The organism is Rhizobium sp. LjRoot30, from assembly GCF_964253915.1.
In the GTDB taxonomy this organism is placed as follows: domain Bacteria; phylum Pseudomonadota; class Alphaproteobacteria; order Rhizobiales; family Rhizobiaceae; genus Metarhizobium.
Map to the genome: position 1 here is coordinate 77,332 of NZ_CAXUSG020000013.1, position 15,047 is coordinate 92,378.

18 protein-coding genes are annotated in these 15,047 nt (G+C 61.7%); 7 read left to right on the top strand and 11 right to left on the bottom strand.

Annotation, left to right across the window (positions count from 1 at the left end; translation table 11 throughout):
- Position 1 precedes the first annotated feature (1 nt).
- Positions 2 to 1,357: an iron-containing alcohol dehydrogenase gene (locus tag ACSQ3I_RS22320; protein ID WP_436002563.1), complete on the bottom strand. Its 1,356-nt coding sequence runs from the start codon at positions 1,355 to 1,357 to the stop codon at positions 2 to 4.
- Between the two features lie 117 nt (positions 1,358 to 1,474).
- On the opposite strand from ACSQ3I_RS22320, the gene ACSQ3I_RS22325 reads away from it, so the two are divergent.
- Both ACSQ3I_RS22325 and ACSQ3I_RS22330 read left to right on the top strand, forming a co-directional pair.
- A complete protein-coding gene (locus ACSQ3I_RS22325; protein WP_436002687.1) occupies positions 1,475 to 2,461 on the top strand; it encodes a sugar-binding transcriptional regulator in 987 nt (328 codons plus the stop codon).
- A gap of 130 nt (positions 2,462 to 2,591) precedes the next feature.
- Entirely contained in the window at positions 2,592 to 4,082 is a 1,491-nt protein-coding gene (locus tag ACSQ3I_RS22330; protein ID WP_436002565.1) for an FGGY-family carbohydrate kinase, read from the top strand.
- 52 nt (positions 4,083 to 4,134) lie between these two features.
- Here ACSQ3I_RS22330 and ACSQ3I_RS22335 read toward each other — a convergent pair whose 3' ends face one another.
- The 3 genes from ACSQ3I_RS22335 to ACSQ3I_RS22345 form a co-directional block, all read right to left on the bottom strand.
- Positions 4,135 to 5,178, bottom strand: a complete 1,044-nt coding sequence (locus ACSQ3I_RS22335; RefSeq protein WP_436002567.1) for an NAD(P)-dependent alcohol dehydrogenase — start codon at positions 5,176 to 5,178, stop codon at positions 4,135 to 4,137.
- A 128-nt stretch (positions 5,179 to 5,306) separates the two neighbouring features.
- On the bottom strand, positions 5,307 to 5,621 hold the full coding sequence (locus ACSQ3I_RS22340; protein WP_436002569.1) for a plasmid stabilization protein: 315 nt from the start codon (positions 5,619 to 5,621) through the stop codon (positions 5,307 to 5,309).
- 64 nt (positions 5,622 to 5,685) lie between these two features.
- The gene (locus tag ACSQ3I_RS22345; protein WP_436002571.1) at positions 5,686 to 5,940 is read right to left on the bottom strand and encodes a hypothetical protein; all 255 of its coding nucleotides are present in this window, start codon (positions 5,938 to 5,940) and stop codon (positions 5,686 to 5,688) included.
- Between the two features lie 149 nt (positions 5,941 to 6,089).
- Here ACSQ3I_RS22345 and ACSQ3I_RS22350 point away from each other — a divergent pair, with 149 nt between their 5' ends.
- Positions 6,090 to 6,515, top strand: a complete 426-nt coding sequence (locus tag ACSQ3I_RS22350; protein ID WP_436002573.1) for a DUF4864 domain-containing protein — start codon at positions 6,090 to 6,092, stop codon at positions 6,513 to 6,515.
- A 9-nt stretch (positions 6,516 to 6,524) separates the two neighbouring features.
- On the opposite strand, the gene tgt is transcribed toward ACSQ3I_RS22350, so the two are convergent.
- The 6 genes from tgt to coaD form a co-directional block, all read right to left on the bottom strand.
- Positions 6,525 to 7,655, bottom strand: a complete 1,131-nt coding sequence (tgt, locus tag ACSQ3I_RS22355; RefSeq protein ID WP_436002575.1) for a tRNA guanosine(34) transglycosylase Tgt — start codon at positions 7,653 to 7,655, stop codon at positions 6,525 to 6,527.
- Positions 7,655 to 8,737 (bottom strand): tRNA preQ1(34) S-adenosylmethionine ribosyltransferase-isomerase QueA, encoded by a 1,083-nt coding sequence (gene queA / locus ACSQ3I_RS22360; protein ID WP_436002577.1) that lies wholly within the window; start codon positions 8,735 to 8,737, stop codon positions 7,655 to 7,657. The genes tgt and queA overlap by 1 nt, the downstream gene beginning before the upstream one ends.
- A gap of 3 nt (positions 8,738 to 8,740) precedes the next feature.
- Entirely contained in the window at positions 8,741 to 9,190 is a 450-nt protein-coding gene (locus tag ACSQ3I_RS22365; RefSeq protein WP_436002579.1) for a DMT family transporter, read from the bottom strand.
- 191 nt (positions 9,191 to 9,381) lie between these two features.
- Positions 9,382 to 9,897 (bottom strand): peptidylprolyl isomerase, encoded by a 516-nt coding sequence (locus tag ACSQ3I_RS22370; protein WP_109457810.1) that lies wholly within the window; start codon positions 9,895 to 9,897, stop codon positions 9,382 to 9,384.
- 34 nt (positions 9,898 to 9,931) lie between these two features.
- The gene (locus ACSQ3I_RS22375) at positions 9,932 to 10,501 is read right to left on the bottom strand and encodes a peptidylprolyl isomerase (protein WP_436002581.1); all 570 of its coding nucleotides are present in this window, start codon (positions 10,499 to 10,501) and stop codon (positions 9,932 to 9,934) included.
- A gap of 26 nt (positions 10,502 to 10,527) precedes the next feature.
- Entirely contained in the window at positions 10,528 to 11,022 is a 495-nt protein-coding gene (coaD, locus tag ACSQ3I_RS22380) for a pantetheine-phosphate adenylyltransferase (protein ID WP_436002583.1), read from the bottom strand.
- Here coaD and ACSQ3I_RS22385 point away from each other — a divergent pair.
- The 4 genes from ACSQ3I_RS22385 to ACSQ3I_RS22400 all read left to right on the top strand — a co-directional run bounded on the left by ACSQ3I_RS22385 (position 11,015) and on the right by ACSQ3I_RS22400 (position 11,896).
- Entirely contained in the window at positions 11,015 to 11,164 is a 150-nt protein-coding gene (locus tag ACSQ3I_RS22385) for a hypothetical protein (RefSeq protein ID WP_436002585.1), read from the top strand. The genes coaD and ACSQ3I_RS22385 overlap by 8 nt on opposite strands.
- 65 nt (positions 11,165 to 11,229) lie before the next feature.
- A complete protein-coding gene (locus tag ACSQ3I_RS22390; RefSeq protein ID WP_436002587.1) occupies positions 11,230 to 11,442 on the top strand; it encodes a hypothetical protein in 213 nt (70 codons plus the stop codon).
- A gap of 110 nt (positions 11,443 to 11,552) precedes the next feature.
- A complete protein-coding gene (locus tag ACSQ3I_RS22395; protein WP_165823375.1) occupies positions 11,553 to 11,711 on the top strand; it encodes a hypothetical protein in 159 nt (52 codons plus the stop codon).
- A 50-nt stretch (positions 11,712 to 11,761) separates the two neighbouring features.
- Positions 11,762 to 11,896, top strand: a complete 135-nt coding sequence (locus ACSQ3I_RS22400) for a hypothetical protein (protein WP_280954510.1) — start codon at positions 11,762 to 11,764, stop codon at positions 11,894 to 11,896.
- A 159-nt stretch (positions 11,897 to 12,055) separates the two neighbouring features.
- Here ACSQ3I_RS22400 and gyrA read toward each other — a convergent pair whose 3' ends face one another.
- Positions 12,056 to 14,872 carry a DNA gyrase subunit A gene (gene gyrA / locus ACSQ3I_RS22405; RefSeq protein WP_436002590.1) on the bottom strand — a complete coding sequence of 939 codons (2,817 nt, stop codon included), beginning with the start codon at positions 14,870 to 14,872 and terminating at the stop codon, positions 12,056 to 12,058.
- Between the last annotated feature and the right edge of the window lie 175 nt (positions 14,873 to 15,047).

Below are 15,047 nucleotides of genomic sequence, written 5' to 3' on the forward strand. Positions count from 1 at the left end.
CTTAGACCTCGCCTGCTGCGAAATCTTCAAGGATGCCCGCATCGGCGGCGAGATCCAGGAAGGAATAGCGGTTACGCATCTCGCGGCAATGGACGACGGCCTCGCGATAAAATTCCGAGGGCAGGCCGAGGTCGCGGCCGGTCATCGGACCTTCGGCAGCGGCCAGAAGGCGGTTCATCTCGTCGATCGGGATGATGAAGGCCAGGAGTTCCTGACGCAGTTCGGGCCAGAGTGCTTCGAGCTTGGCGTTGAGTTCGGCCGCACCCTTTTCGTCGAAAATCTTCGGCTGGATTTCGGCAAAGCATTGGGCGGCGACCTCGGCGCCCATGCGTTTCGCCATGCCGTCGCGATCGATCTGCGTCGGCTTGATCACCGGCGGCTTGTCGCTTGCCAGCATCTGCTGCTGCAGGCGTCCCATGGTCAGCACGCCAGCGCCGACTTGCTGGCCGTGCAGCGTGCCCTTGTGCAGATCGCCGGCAAAGCAGTCGATATAGTGGGAGATCTGGTGCTCGCCCATCGAGCCGTGGTTCGACATGCCGGTGAAGGAAATACCGAGGCCGCAGAGCGTCAATACGCGGTAGAGATAACCCTGGGCCGAGACGTCGCCCTTCGGCAGAAGGCCGGCGCGGGCGTTGAGTTCGCGCTCGTCTTCTTCCTGAATGGTATAGGGGACCGTCTTGTACAGGGTTCCGAACAGACGGTGCGAGAGCCACCAGTCAACCTGAGCGACGGAGCGCACCAGGCAGTCGGCAAAACCGGCAGCGGCGAGATGCTTGGGAGCGGCGGCCGAAACGCCGAGATCCACGAAAAAACCCGCCGGCGTGTGTGACGGCAGGGAAACTTTCAGGCCGCTTTCGAGGGTGATCGAGGCGGTCGAGGAGGTGTAGCCGTTCATCGAGCCGGCGGTGCCGAAGACGCAGTAGCGGCGGCCGTCGAGGCCGGTCACGAACTTGCAGAGGTCGTTGACCGTTCCCGAACCGACGGCGACGATGGCTTCGGAATGTTTCAGCTTGTGCTTCATCATCTCCACATGCGCCATGTCGGCATGTGGATGATCGAGGATGACGGTATCGACAGGACCGAGGCTTTTCAGCGACTTGGCGATACGGGAGCCCATGGCGTCCCAGGTATCGGCATCGGCAACGACGGTGAATTTTTCGCCGAGCTTCAGGCTGGCAACGAGATCGGCTTCGGCTCCGTCGAGGCTTTCCTCGATGACGATCCTTTCATAGGGCACACTTGCGGGCTTGCCCGTTTCCGGATTGACCCAGCGGCCGGCGACCATGTCGTCTATCTGTGCTGTCCAACCGCCGGCCGGCGCATCGGCCTGGCGCGTGGTTTGCGATGCCGTTTCCATATCCCTAGACCTGCTCGTTTTTTCTTGACGAACAAAAGACACCCTCGGTTGGCACTTGTCAAGACAGAAGACAGGCGGAATTGACAAATGCCACCGCTTGCCGCCAAGGTGCGTTTCATGTCCGAGATGATTTCAGAAAAGAACCCTGCCCCCGATCGGTCGCTGACCTTGCCGACGGAATTCGACGATGCCGTCGTCTGGGCGGCGTGGCTCTATTATGCCGACCAGCTGACACAGAGCGAGATCGCCAAGCGGTTGGGCGTTTCGCGCGCCACCATCGTCAACTATCTGCAGGAAGCGCGCGAGCGCGGCATCGTCTCGATCCGTATTTCGAGCGAGGCCAACGGCCGAACGACGCTGGCGCGAAAACTCACCGAAAAATATGGCCTCGACGGCGTTTTCGTCATCCCGTCGCTGGACGATCCGCATCTGGTCGACCGGCTTGGCGAAGCAGGCGCGCGGGTGCTGGCCGAGCAGATCAAGCCGGGTGATACGATCGGCGTCGCCTGGGGGCGCACGGTTCTTGCCGTGGCCGACCTGATTTCGCTGCCGCAGCCGATCGAAAACCTCACCGTCGTGCAGGTGACCGGCAGTTCGACCGGCAGCCCGGATTTTTCCGCCGAACTCTGCACCTCGGTGATGTCGAGCCGTATCAAGGCGCGCTGCGTCAACCTTCTGGCGCCTGCCGTGCTGACGACGCGCGAGCTCAAGGAGATGCTGCTCGACGAGCCGGTGCTGAAGAAGCAGTTCGAACTGATCCATTCCACCGATCGGATCGTCTTCGGCGTCGGCGATATCGGCGTGAAGAGCACGGTGCGCGCGTCCGGCATCGCCAGCCAAGAGGATATCGACGAATATGTCCGCCATGGCGCCGTCGGCGTCATCATCGGCCGTTTCATCGATGCTGCCGGCCGGCCGCTGCTGGGCGATCTCGACGACCGCATGGTCGGCCTGGCGCTGGAAGAGCTGCAGCAGGTGCCGAGCCGTATCTGCGTTGCCGGAGGAAAGACCAAGATCACCGCGATCCATGCGACGCTGATCGGGGGCTACGCAACCCATTTCGTAACCGACATCGCGACGGGAGAAGCGTTGCTCGGCAAATAGAGCATTTCCGCTTTTCTTTGAAACGCGAAAACGCTCTATCCCTTTGTTTTTACGCAATTCCGGTGCGCACTTTTGCTGGAATTGCTCCAGGTCTGACGAGGAGGACAGGATGTCGCGGGAGGAGCGGTATGTGATTGGGATCGATAGCTCGACCCAATCCGTAAAGGCAATCGTTTGGGCAAAGGACGGTACGGCGGTGGCGGAAGGCCGCGCGCCGCTGGACATCCTCCAGCCGGATGCGATGCGCGCCGAACAGAATGCCGAGGACTGGTGGCGTTCGGCGGTGACGGCGATCCGGCAGGTGACCGGCGCCATCGATCCCGCCCTGATCGACGGTATTGCCATTTCGAACCAGCGCGAAACCATGGCGCTGGTCGATGCCGACGGCAAGCCGCTGGCGCCGGCAACGCTCTGGCTGGACCGCCGCGCGGCCGAGATCACCAAGGTCATGGCGGCGGAGATCGGCGATCACGAGATGCACCGCATCTCCGGCAAGCCGGTGGACTGCATTCCCTGCGTCTACCGCCTGCGCTGGTACCGGGAATATATGCCGGACCTGCTGGACAGCGCTGCCGGCATCGTCGACGTCCATGGTTTTCTGACGCGGCGGCTGACGGGAACCTCGGCGGCGACATGGACCAGCGCCGATCCCTTCGGCATTCTCGACATCCATGAAAAGCAGTGGTCGCGCACCACCCTCGACCACTTGAAGATCCCGACGAAGAAACTGCCGAAGCTGCTGCGGCCGGGTGAACTGGTCGGAGCGATCACCGAAGCGGCGGCAGCCGAAACCGGCTTGAAGGCCGGGACGCCGGTTTTTGCCGGCGGCGGCGACGGCCAATGCGCCGGCCTCGGCGTCGGAGCGATCAAGCCGGGTGTGGTCTACCTCAACCTCGGCACGGCCGTCGTCGGCGGCGTCTGGTCCCCGACGGCGGAGATCAGCAAGGCCTGGCGAACGCTGGTCTCGCCGACGGGTGACGGCTACATCTTGGAATCGGTGCAGCGGGCCGGGGCGTTTTTCGTCAACTGGTTCGTCGACAATTTTGCCGGCGGTCGCTCGGAAGCGACGTTCCGGCGGCTGGAGGAAGCGGGGCTGAAAATGCCGGTCGGCTCCGAAGGCGTCACTGTCTGCTCGCACCTGATGGGCTGCCTCGATCCCTATTGGGATATCGAATCGACGGCGACCTTCACCGGCCTCGGCCCGCAGCACACACAGGCGCATCTTTACCGCGCCGGCCTCGAAGCCATCACGCTGGAATTCGCCCGGGCGCTGAAATTGATGCGGACGGCCGGCCTGTCGCTGGAGCAGATCCTGGTAATCGGCGGCGGCGCCGACAGCCGGTTGTGGCTGAAGATCGTTGCCGATTCCACCGGATTGCCGGTGGTGCGCAGCCTCTCGAACGAAGCGTCGGCGCTGGGGGCGGGTATTTCGGCGGCGGTCGGATCCGGCTGGTTCCCGTCGTTCGATGCCGCGGTCGGCGCCATGACGCGGGTCGCGGAGCGTATCGAGCCGGACCTGTCGGCGGCGGCGCAATGGGAAGCCCTGTCGCGCAAGCAGGCGGCGGTCTATTTCGCCAACCGGCATCTCGAAGAGGTGGCGAAACAGTATCAGGTCGAGTGATTGTTCGATTGCCATCCCTGTCGCGACAATGGCAGGGATGGCAGCTTTTGCTTCACTCCATGACGATCTGCAGCTTTACGTCGCTCGGCCGCGCTTCCACGGCGCGGTCGAAGGCCTTGATCGAGTCTTCGAAGCCGAAGGTGTCCGAGATCAGCGGCTTGAGATCGACGCGACCGGAGCCCAGCAGGGCGATGGAGCGCTCGTATTGGTGGACGTAGCGGAAGACGGATTCGATGCGCAATTCCTTGGTGGAGGCCGTCGAGACGTCAAACGCAACAGGGTTTACCGGCAGGCCGACCGCGACGATGACGCCGCCCGGGCGCGGCAGGTCCATGATCGTCTCCCAGGCTTTTGGCGAACCGGAGCATTCGAAGATCACGTCGGCACCCCACCCATCGGTCAGCGCTTTGACCTCGTCGGCAAGATTCTTCTCCCGGATATTGACCGGGATCACACCCTGATAGAGCGCTGCGATATCGAGCTTAGGCTGCGCCAGATCGGCGACGATGGCGCGGGCGCAGCCGCCGGCGAGTGCTGCGATCGCCACCATGGTGCCGATTGGGCCGGCGCCGAGAACGACGGCGGTATCGCCCGGAACGATCTTGGCCTTGGTCGCCGCCTGCATGCCGACCGCGAAAGGTTCGACCATGGCGCCTTCGGCAAAGCTGACATTGTCGGGAAGCTTGTAGGTGTAGTTGGCGGGATGGACGACGTAGGGCGTCAGCACACCGTGCACCGGCGGCGTTGCCCAGAACACCACAGCCGGATCGACATTGTACATGCCGAGGCGGCTTGCCTTCGAATTGGGATCGGGAATGCCGGGCTCCATGCAGACGCGGTCGCCGACTTTCAGGTGGGAAACCCCTGCCCCGACCTCGACGACCGTGCCCGCCGCCTCGTGCCCGAGCACCATCGGCGCATTGACGACGAAGGGGCCGATCTTGCCGTGCGTGTAATAATGCACATCCGATCCGCAGACGCCGACGGTGTGGATCTTGATCTTCACTTCGCCGGGACCGACCTCCATCGGCAGGTCGATATCACGCAGGGCCAGCTCATGCTGGCGTTCGAGAACAAGCGCACGCACTTTCGTCATCGGATATATCCTCCCAGGTTGCCCTCCTATAACGCGCCGCCTTTGCTATCGTAAAGTGACAAAGGCGGCTCGAAATCCAGTGCATGCATTTGGGGATGATATCTCCGGAAAGCGGCAACCTGCCGCTGTCAGTGACCGGCGTGGTGTTCATTGCGCTTGCGGGTCGCAGCGGCTTTTTTTGCCGAAGCGGAACGTTCGGCCGCTGACCGGTTGGCCGAGGCTTCGCCGCCTTTCTTGCCGCCCTTCTTTGCGGAGGCGTTGGTATCCGGATGGCCGCGGCCCGAGCCGGACTTGTTGCCGCCACCGCTGTCCTTGTTCACCGTCGCCCAGGCACGCCGCTCGGCCTCCTTCGTGGAAACGCCGTGCTCCTCGTAACCTTCGGCGATATGATCGGCCTTGCGTTGCTGCTTTTCGGTGTATTTCGATTTGTCGCCTCTGGGCATGGTTTTTCTCCTTTTTCGAACCGTCCATTCGAAACCCGGAGATTGGGCAAATGTTCCTCTTGCCTTAGCAGGACGCTTCCGGATCGGAGGTATAGAGAAGCGCCACCATACGGCCCTGCTCATCGACGAGGATCGTCGCCTTGACCTCGTTGCAGCCCGACCGTTTCGTCACCGAGCTTGTCACGTCGTTATAGGAGAGTTGCACCTCCGGCAGTGGGGAAAAAGCAACATCGCTTTCGAGAGCGGCAGACGCAGGAACGACAGCGGACAAAAACAATCCTGCTGCCGCGATTGTGGTCGCGGACAGGTATCGAGACATGACGTTCTCCAATTCATCCTTGATGACAAAGGGAACTTGCGGCGCGCGATTTGGTTCCGCGCTGACGTTTCAAGCAGAGAAATGCGGGATGAAACTTTCCAAAAGAACATTCCGTTCTAATATTCTTTCTTCACCGAAGGAGAATCACCATGCGCCTTTCGCCAGTGCTTGCGGTCAGTGCCCTTCTTCTTGCCTTGCCGGTTGCTGCCCACGCCGAAGATCCCGTGGAGGCGGGCCAATCGATCATCGAGCGCCAGATCGCTGCTTTTCTCAAGAACGATGCCGATGCCGCCTATTCCTACGCCTCGCCGACGATCAGATCGATCTTTCCGGACAAGGGTCGCTTCTTCGATATGGTGCGGAAAAGTTATACGCCGGTGTACCGGCCCGGCAACTATGCCTTCGGCCGCTCGAAGAGCATCAATGGCGGCGAGACGGTGATCCAGGAGCTGCTGATCACCGGCACGGAAGGCAAGGATTATTCGGCTGTCTACCAGCTGCAGCGCCAGCCGGACGGCAGCTACAAGATCAACGGCGTGCAGATGCTCCGCACGACGCAGAGCACCGGCATCTGACGTTTCGCCTCAGCGCGGGGGAATGTCGCCCTGCGCCCAGTTTTCAAGCGTTTCGGCGTAGAAATCGCGGAAACGGCCCTCTTCGATGGATTTGCGGATGCCCTGCATCAGCTGCTGGTAATAGTGCAGGTTGTTCCACGACAAGAGCATGCCGCCCAGCGCTTCATTGGAGCGGACGAGGTGATGCAGGTAGGCGCGGGAATAATCTCGCGCTGCCGGACAAGTCGATTCCTCGTCGAGCGGACGGGTGTCCTCGGCGTGGCGGGCATTGCGGATGTTGACCTTGCCGCGGCGCGTGAAGGCCAGCCCGTGACGGCCGGAGCGGGTCGGCATGACGCAGTCGAACATGTCGATGCCGCGCGCCACCGATTTCAGGATATCGTCCGGTGTGCCGACGCCCATCAGGTAACGCGGCTTTTCGGTGGGCAGCACCGGCAGAGTAATGTCGAGCATTTCGAGCATGACCTGCTGCGGCTCGCCCACCGCCAGGCCGCCGACGGCATAACCCTTGAGATCGAGCTGTTTCAGGCCTTCGGCGGAGCGCACGCGCAATGCCGGCACGTCGCCTCCCTGGACGATGCCGAACATTGCCTTGCCCGGCTGTTCGCCAAAAGCGATGCGGCAGCGTTCGGCCCAGCGCAGCGACATTTCCATGGCGCGCTCGATCTCTTTCGGTTCGGCCGGCAGTGCCACGCATTCGTCGAGCTGCATCTGGATGTCGCTGTCGAGCAGGCCCTGGATCTCGATCGAGCGTTCCGGCGACATATGGTGCGTCGAGCCGTCGACATGGCTCTTGAAGGTGACGCCCTGTTCGTCGAGCTTGCGCAGGCCGGAGAGCGACATGACCTGGAAGCCGCCGCTGTCGGTGAGGATCGGGTGCGGCCAGCGGATCAGCTCATGCAAGCCGCCGAGGCGGGCGACACGTTCGGCGCCGGGCCGCAGCATCAGGTGATAGGTGTTGCCGAGGATGATGTCGGCGCCGCTCTCGCGCACCTGGTCGAGATACATTGCCTTGACGGTGCCGACGGTGCCGACCGGCATGAAGGCCGGGGTGCGGATCGTTCCGCGCGGCATGGTGATCTCGCCGAGGCGGGCGCCGCCCTCGACCTTCTTCAGGTTGAATTGAAAGGTTTCGCTCATCAGTCTTTCCGGAAAAGCAGGCTGGCATCGCCATAAGAATAGAAGCGATAGCCGGTTTCGATGGCATGCGCATAGGCCGCCTGCATGGCCTCCAGGCCGCTGAAGGCCGAGACCAGCATGAACAGCGTCGAACGCGGCAGGTGAAAATTGGTCATCAGCATGTCCACCGCCTTGAATCGGTAGCCGGGGGTGATGAAGATGCCGGTTGCGCCGGACCAGGGCTTGATCGTGCCATCGGCTTCGGCGGCACTTTCGATCAGCCGCAACGAGGTGGTGCCGACGCAGACGATCCGACCGCCCCTCGCCCTGACCGCATTAAGTTTGCCTGCCGTCACGGCGTCGACGTGGCCGATTTCCTGATGCATCTTGTGGTCGGCCGTATCGTCCGCCTTGACCGGCAGGAAGGTGCCGGCACCGACATGCAGCGTGACGAAATGCCGTTCGATACCGGCTTTGTCGAGTGTCTCGAACAGGCTTGGGGTGAAATGCAAGCCGGCCGTGGGGGCTGCAACGGCACCCTCCTCCCGCGCGTAGATCGTCTGGTAGTCGCGGCGATCCTGCTCGTCATCCGGGCGTTTGGCGGCGATGTAGGGCGGCAGTGGAATATGGCCGGCGGTGGCGATGGCCTCGTCGAGTGCCGGGCCGGAGAGATCGAACCGCAAGGTGACTTCGCCGCCTTCGCCTTTCTCCTCGACGGTGGCGTCGAGCGTCCCGAGCAGGCAGACCTCGCCGGTGTGGCCGAAGCTGATGCGGTCGCCGACCTTGATGCGTTTTCCGGGCTTGGCAAAAGCCTTCCAACGTTCCGGCGAAACACGCATGTGCAGCGTTGCCGAAACCTGCTGGCCGCCGGCGCCGTCGCGCCGCCGGATGCCTTCAAGCTGGGCGGGAATGACCTTGGTGTCGTTGAACACCAGCGCATCGCCGGGCCGCAGGAAGGATGGCAGGTCGCCGACGCGATGATCGGTCAGCAAGGCTTCGCCATCCGGCTGCACGACGAGCAGGCGGGCGCTTTCGCGCGGTTCTGCCGGTCGCAGCGCGATGTTTTCCTCGGGAAGATCGAAATCGAAGAGATCGACGCGCATGGCTTAGAACATCCGGATCATGAGAACGCCGACACACAGAAGGACGGCTCCTGCCAGTCGCCCCAGGCTGAGTTCGCGCACGGCAACGCCGAGGAGGCCGAACCGGTCGATGAATAGTCCGGCACAGAGCTGGCCGGCGATCGCAAATGCCATCAGCGCGGTTGCGCCGATGCGCGGTGTCAAAAGCACCGACGCGGTGACGTAGAAGCCGCCGAGACAACCACCAACGACATACAGCCAGGGAGCCGGTGCGCGCCAATCCAGCACCGTGCCCTCAACGCGGGAAAAGGCAAAGGTGACGATACCGAGTACGATGGCGCCGGCCACGAACGAAATCATCGCCGCGGCAACCGGCAGGCCCAGGCCGCGGCCGAGCTGTGCATTGATCGGGGCCTGAAATGCGATGCAGGCGCCTGCGACAATGCCGAACAGCGCCCATAAAATTCCAGCCATGACAACGGATCCCTGGAAGAATGTCGTCTAAAGCAATTTCGGCAAAAGTGCTGAGCGGTTTTGCGTCGGGAATTGCTTAGAAACAAAAACGATAGAGTGTTTTGGCGATTCGGAGAAAAGCGGAAACGCTCTAAGTGAAAACGCAAAAACCGCCCCGGACATGCAGGGCGGTTTCGCGATGGCAAGAATGATCAGGCTGCGGCGTCTGCTGCAACGCGTGCGGAAACGATCGAGTCGGGATCGCGCACCGGCTCGCCGCGCTTGATCTTGTCGACGTTGTCCATGCCTTCGATGACCTGACCCCAGACGGAATACTGCTTGTTCAGCCAGGGCGCATCGGTGAAGCAGATGAAGAACTGCGAGTTGGCCGAGTTCGGGTTCTGCGAGCGGGCCATCGAGCAGGTACCGCGCGTATGCGAGGTTGCCGAAAATTCCGCCTTCAGGTCCGGCTTCGAAGAGCCGCCCATGCCGGCACGGCCGGGGTTGAAGGTTTCCGAACCCTGCTTGCCATACTCGACGTCGCCGGTCTGGGCCATGAAATCTTCGATGACGCGGTGGAACACGACGCCGTCATAGGCCTTTTCGCGGGCCAGTTCCTTGATGCGGGCAACATGCTCCGGCGCCACTTCCGGCAAAAGCTGAATGACAACCTTGCCCTTGGTGGTTTCGAGGATGAGCGTGTTTTCGGGATCCTTGATCTCGGCCATGTGTTTCTCCTTTATGGGTACGCTGGTGCGCTGATTATTTGCCGACGGTGACCTTGATCATCCGATCGGGATCGCTGACTTCGCCGTTCTGGCCTTCGCCACGCTTGATCTTGTCGACATTTTCCATGCCCGAGACGACCTTGCCGACAACGGTATACTGGCCGTTGAGGAAGTCGCCGTCGGCGAACATGATGAAGAACTGAGAGTTGGCGGAGTTCGGGTCCTGGGAGCGGGCCATGCCGACGGTGCCGCGCTTGAAGGGCACTTCGGAAAACTCGGCGGGGATATCGGGAAGTTTCGAACCGCCGGTGCCGGCAGCAGATGCGTCGAAACCGTCGTTCATGTCGCCGTACTGGACGTCGCCGGTCTGGGCCATGAAGCCTTCGATGACGCGGTGGAAGGCGACGTTGTCATATTCGCCGTTCTTGGCGAGCGTTTCGATCTGCGCGACGTGCTTGGGCGCCGACTTCGGGTCGAGTTCGATGACAACAGGACCATCCTTCAGCTGGATGGTGAGGAAATTCTGCGCCTGCTGGGCGATGACTTCGCCGGCGAAGGAGGCGACATAGAGGACCGCCGCAAAGGCGAGAGTAAAATATTTCATGTGAGCTCCATTCGTATGGCTAAGGCTCAAGACGCAAAACGGGCCTTGAGCGCCCGGAAAACCGTAGCGGGAACAAAACCACTGACATCCCCGCCCATCGCTGCGATCTGGCGCACCAATGTGGCGGTAATGGGCCGCGAGGCCGGTTCCGCCGGCAGGAAGACGGTCTGGACATCCGGCGCCATGCGCCGGTTCATACCCGCCATCTGCATTTCGTAATCGAGATCCGTGCCGTCGCGCAAGCCGCGGATGAGCAGGCTGGCGCCATGCTCGCGCGCCGCATCGACGACGAGATTGCCGAAAGACACGACCGAAACACCGTCTGCCTTTTCCGGCAGCGCCTCGGTGATCACCGCCCGGATGAGATCCGCCCGCTCTCCGAAGGAAAACAACGGCGTCTTGCCCGGATGAACACCGATGGCGACGATGACCCGCGGCGTCACCTCGAGGGCCTGGACGAGAATGTCCAGATGCCCGTTGGTCATCGGATCGAAGGACCCAGGATAAAAAGCTGTGATCATGATCGCCCGGCTTTCAGTTTCGAGGCCTTTTGTCACGGAAGAGCCGGCGCTGCAAGCCTTTTGCGGCTTTCGCCCTGCCCTGCCCCGTACCCTTGCAGGTGAACCGCTGATGAATGCGCCATTCAAGCCCGTTTCAGCCTGAAAATGGTTGGATTGCGGCAAGGATGAGGCGGGTGCCGCCTCGCAGAATACGGGACGGAAAAGACGATGCTTGTGTTGCTGACCCTCGGCACTGTGGCCGCCTCGCTTGTGCTCGAATGGGCTTACCACCGGCTCGACCGGACCTGCAGCGTCGAGTGGCGGACGCCGGCGGCGTGGCGCCATCTGGCCGCAGAAATTGCCGGCCCCCGCGGCCAGCGCAAGCCGATGCGGCTCCAGAAAGCTGAACGCCAGATGAACGGGCCATTCAAAGAGGCTTAAGACGGATTTTGGTTAAGGTAATCTCACCAGCACCCTGGAACAAATTTTAACCCAGCGCATTTAGATACCGGAAAGCAGAGATGCAAAAAAATCTGAAGAGAAACAAACTCATGTTCGACAAGATTTCGATGATCAGCCTGGTCTGGATGTGCATGGTTGGAGCCATGCTGACGGCGACCGTCTCGCTCTACGGCGAAAACGGCACCGCCGTCGCTAAAACCGGCGTCACCGAAGTAACAGCGCGTTCATACAAGCTCAGCCAATATTAAGGGCAAGACAGGCGGCAACGATCGCCACTCACCAGGGAAAGGAAAGATCCATGTTTCTGACTTTGACTGTACTCGCCGCTCTCATTAGCTCGATGTTCGTCGCGTCCGTGGTGTCTGCCCTTTCAGAGTTGCGTCGTGAAAGCGAAGACATGAAGGAATTGACGCGGGCTCACCGCGCCTTCTGATAGAATCCCTTATCCAAGCGGCTCCTCCTCCCGCCGCTTGTTCAAAAAAAACCGGATGGCTCCTCCCGTCCGGTTTTTCTTTGCCCGGACGGCAGTGAGACAAACGCAAAACGGGCGGTTGAGGCCGCCCGTTCTGTTCGTTCCGTTGATATCGGCAGTTTATTCGGTGGTGGTGCCGGCTTCGTCGCCGCCGTCATTGGCCACGCTGTCTTCGACTGCTGTATCCGAACCGTTTTCCTCATCGCTTTCCGGTTCGCTGATGCGCTCGACCGAAACCACCTTCTCATCCTTGGCGGTGGAGAAGATCGTCACGCCCTTGGTTGCGCGGCTGGCGATACGGATGCCGCCGACCGGCACGCGGATCAGCTGGCCGCCATCGGAGACAAGCATGATCTGGTCGGCGTCGAGGATCGGGAAGGCTGCGACGAGTTCGCCGATTTCGCCGGTCTTGGAGGTGTCGGTGGCACGGATGCCCTTGCCGCCACGGCCCGAGGTGCGGAAATCGTAAGACGACGAGCGCTTGCCAAAACCCTTTTCCGAAACCGTGAGCACGAACTGCTCGTGCTCCTTCAGGTATTCGTAGCGTTCATCGGAAAGCTGGCCCTCTTCCGACACTTCTTCGCCGACAAGAGCGATATCTTCTTCATCGACGCCGCTGGCGCGGCGCTCGGCCGCAGAGCGCTTCAGATAGGCAGCGCGCTCCCACGGTTCGGCATCGACATGGCCGACGATCGTCATCGAGATGATGCGGTCGCCGCTGCCGAGCGTGATGCCGCGAACGCCGACCGAATTGCGGCCGGCAAACACGCGCACGTCTTCCACGGGGAAGCGGATGCACTGGCCAAGCGCCGTCGTCAGCAGAACGTCGTCACCCGGAAGGCCGAGATCGAGATTCGGGCCTGTACAGGTCTCGACCGAGAGGATTTCGTCGCCGTCTTCCTCCAGCTTCATGGCGATCTTGCCGTTGCGGTTGACCTGGACGAAGTCCGACAGCTTGTTGCGGCGCACCGTGCCGCGCGTTGTCGAGAACATGACGTCGAGGTTGTCCCAGCTGTCCTCGTCCTCGGGCAGCGGCATGATGGTGGTGATGCGTTCGCCGGGTTCCAGCGGCAGCATGTTGATCAGCGCCTTGCCGCGCGACTGGGGCGTGCCGATCGGCAGGCGCCAGACCTTCTCCTTGTAGACGATGCCGCGGGACGAGAAGAACAATACCGGCGTGTGCGTATTGGCAACGAATAGCCGGGTAACGAAATCCTCGTCGCGCGTCGCCATGCCCGAGCGGCCCTTGCCGCCGCGGCGTTGCGCCCGGTAGGTGGCGAGCGGTACACGCTTGATGTAGCCGAGGTGCGAAACCGTGACCACCATGTCTTCGCGGGCGATCAGGTCCTCGTCTTCCATTTCGAGGCCGCCGTCGATGATCTCGGTACGGCGCGGCGTGCCGAACTCGTCGCGAATGGCGCCGAGTTCTTCCTTGACTATGCTCTGGATGCGCAGGCGTGAAGACAGGATATCGAGGTATTCCTTGATTTCTTCGCCGATTTTGTTGAGTTCGTCGCCGATTTCGTCACGACCGAGGGCCGTCAAGCGGGCAAGACGAAGCTCAAGGATGGCGCGTGCCTGTTCCTCGGAGAGGTTGTAGGTCAGGTCGTCATTGATGCGATGGCGCGGATCGTCGATCAGACGGATCAGCGATTCGACCTCGACGGCCGGCCAGCGGCGCTCCATCAGCGTTTCGCGCGCCGTCTGCGGATCCGGTGCCTCGCGGATGACGCGGATGACTTCGTCGATGTTGGCGACGGCAATCGCCAGGCCGACCAAGACGTGCGCCCGCTCGCGCGCCTTGCGCAGCAAGTATTTCGTTCGCCGGCTAATGACTTCTTCGCGGAACGAAACGAAAGCGCGCAGCATGTCGAGCAGCGTCAGCTGTTCCGGCTTGCCGCCGTTGAGCGCCACCATGTTGCAGCCGAAGGAGGTCTGCAGCGGCGTGTAGCGATAGAGCTGGTTGAGGATCACCTCGGCATTGGCATCACGCTTCAGCTCGACGACGACGCGGTATCCCTGGCGGTCGGATTCGTCGCGCAGATCGGAGATGCCCTCGATGCGCTTTTCGCGCACCAGTTCGGCCATCTTCTCGATCATCGTCGCCTTGTTCACCTGGTAGGGAATTTCGGAGATGATGATCTGCTCGCGATCGCCGCGCATCGGTTCGATGCGGGCGACGCCGCGCATGATGACCGAGCCACGGCCGGTCTCATAGGCGGAACGGATGCCGGAACGGCCGAGGATCAGGGCACCGGTCGGAAAATCCGGGCCGGGAATGATCTGCATCAGCTCCGGCAGTTCCATTGCCGGATTTTCGATCAGCGCGATGCAGGCGTTGATGACTTCCGACAGGTTGTGCGGCGGAATGTTGGTCGCCATGCCGACCGCGATGCCGCCGGCGCCGTTAACCAGCAGGTTGGGAAACTTTGCCGGCAGGACGGCCGGTTCGTTCAGCGTGCCGTCGTAGTTATCGCGGAAATCGACAGTTTCCTTGTCGAGATCGTCCAGCAGCGCATGCGCCGATTTCTGCAGGCGGCATTCGGTGTAACGTTCGGCCGCCGGCGGATCGCCGTCAACCGAGCCGAAATTGCCCTGGCCGTCGATCAGCGGCAGGCGGAGCGACCAGTCCTGCGCCATGCGCGCCAGCGCATCGTAGATCGCCGCATTGCCGTGCGGATGGTATTTACCCATAACGTCGCCGGTGACGCGGGCGCATTTGACGTATTTCTTGTTCCAATCGATGCCGAGCTCGGACATTCCGTACAGGATGCGCCGATGCACGGGCTTCAACCCGTCGCGAACATCGGGAAGCGCGCGGCTGACGATCACGCTCATGGCGTAATCGAGATACGACCGCTGCATTTCCTCCATAATGGAAATAGGTTCGATGCCTGGCGGATATTTGCCGCCACCCGGGGGTGTTTGTTCAGTCAAATTGAATCACGATCTTGTTTCGGAATCAGATGGGGTTTTATAGCGGAAAGCGGCCCGCGGCGCCAATTTTCCAGGCGGTTGTGAACAGATTTCAACGGCCAAAACAAGGCAATTGGCGGATTTTGCCCTGGTCTTCGGCGGTGACGATCATGCTGCCCGTCAAACGCGGTGCGGC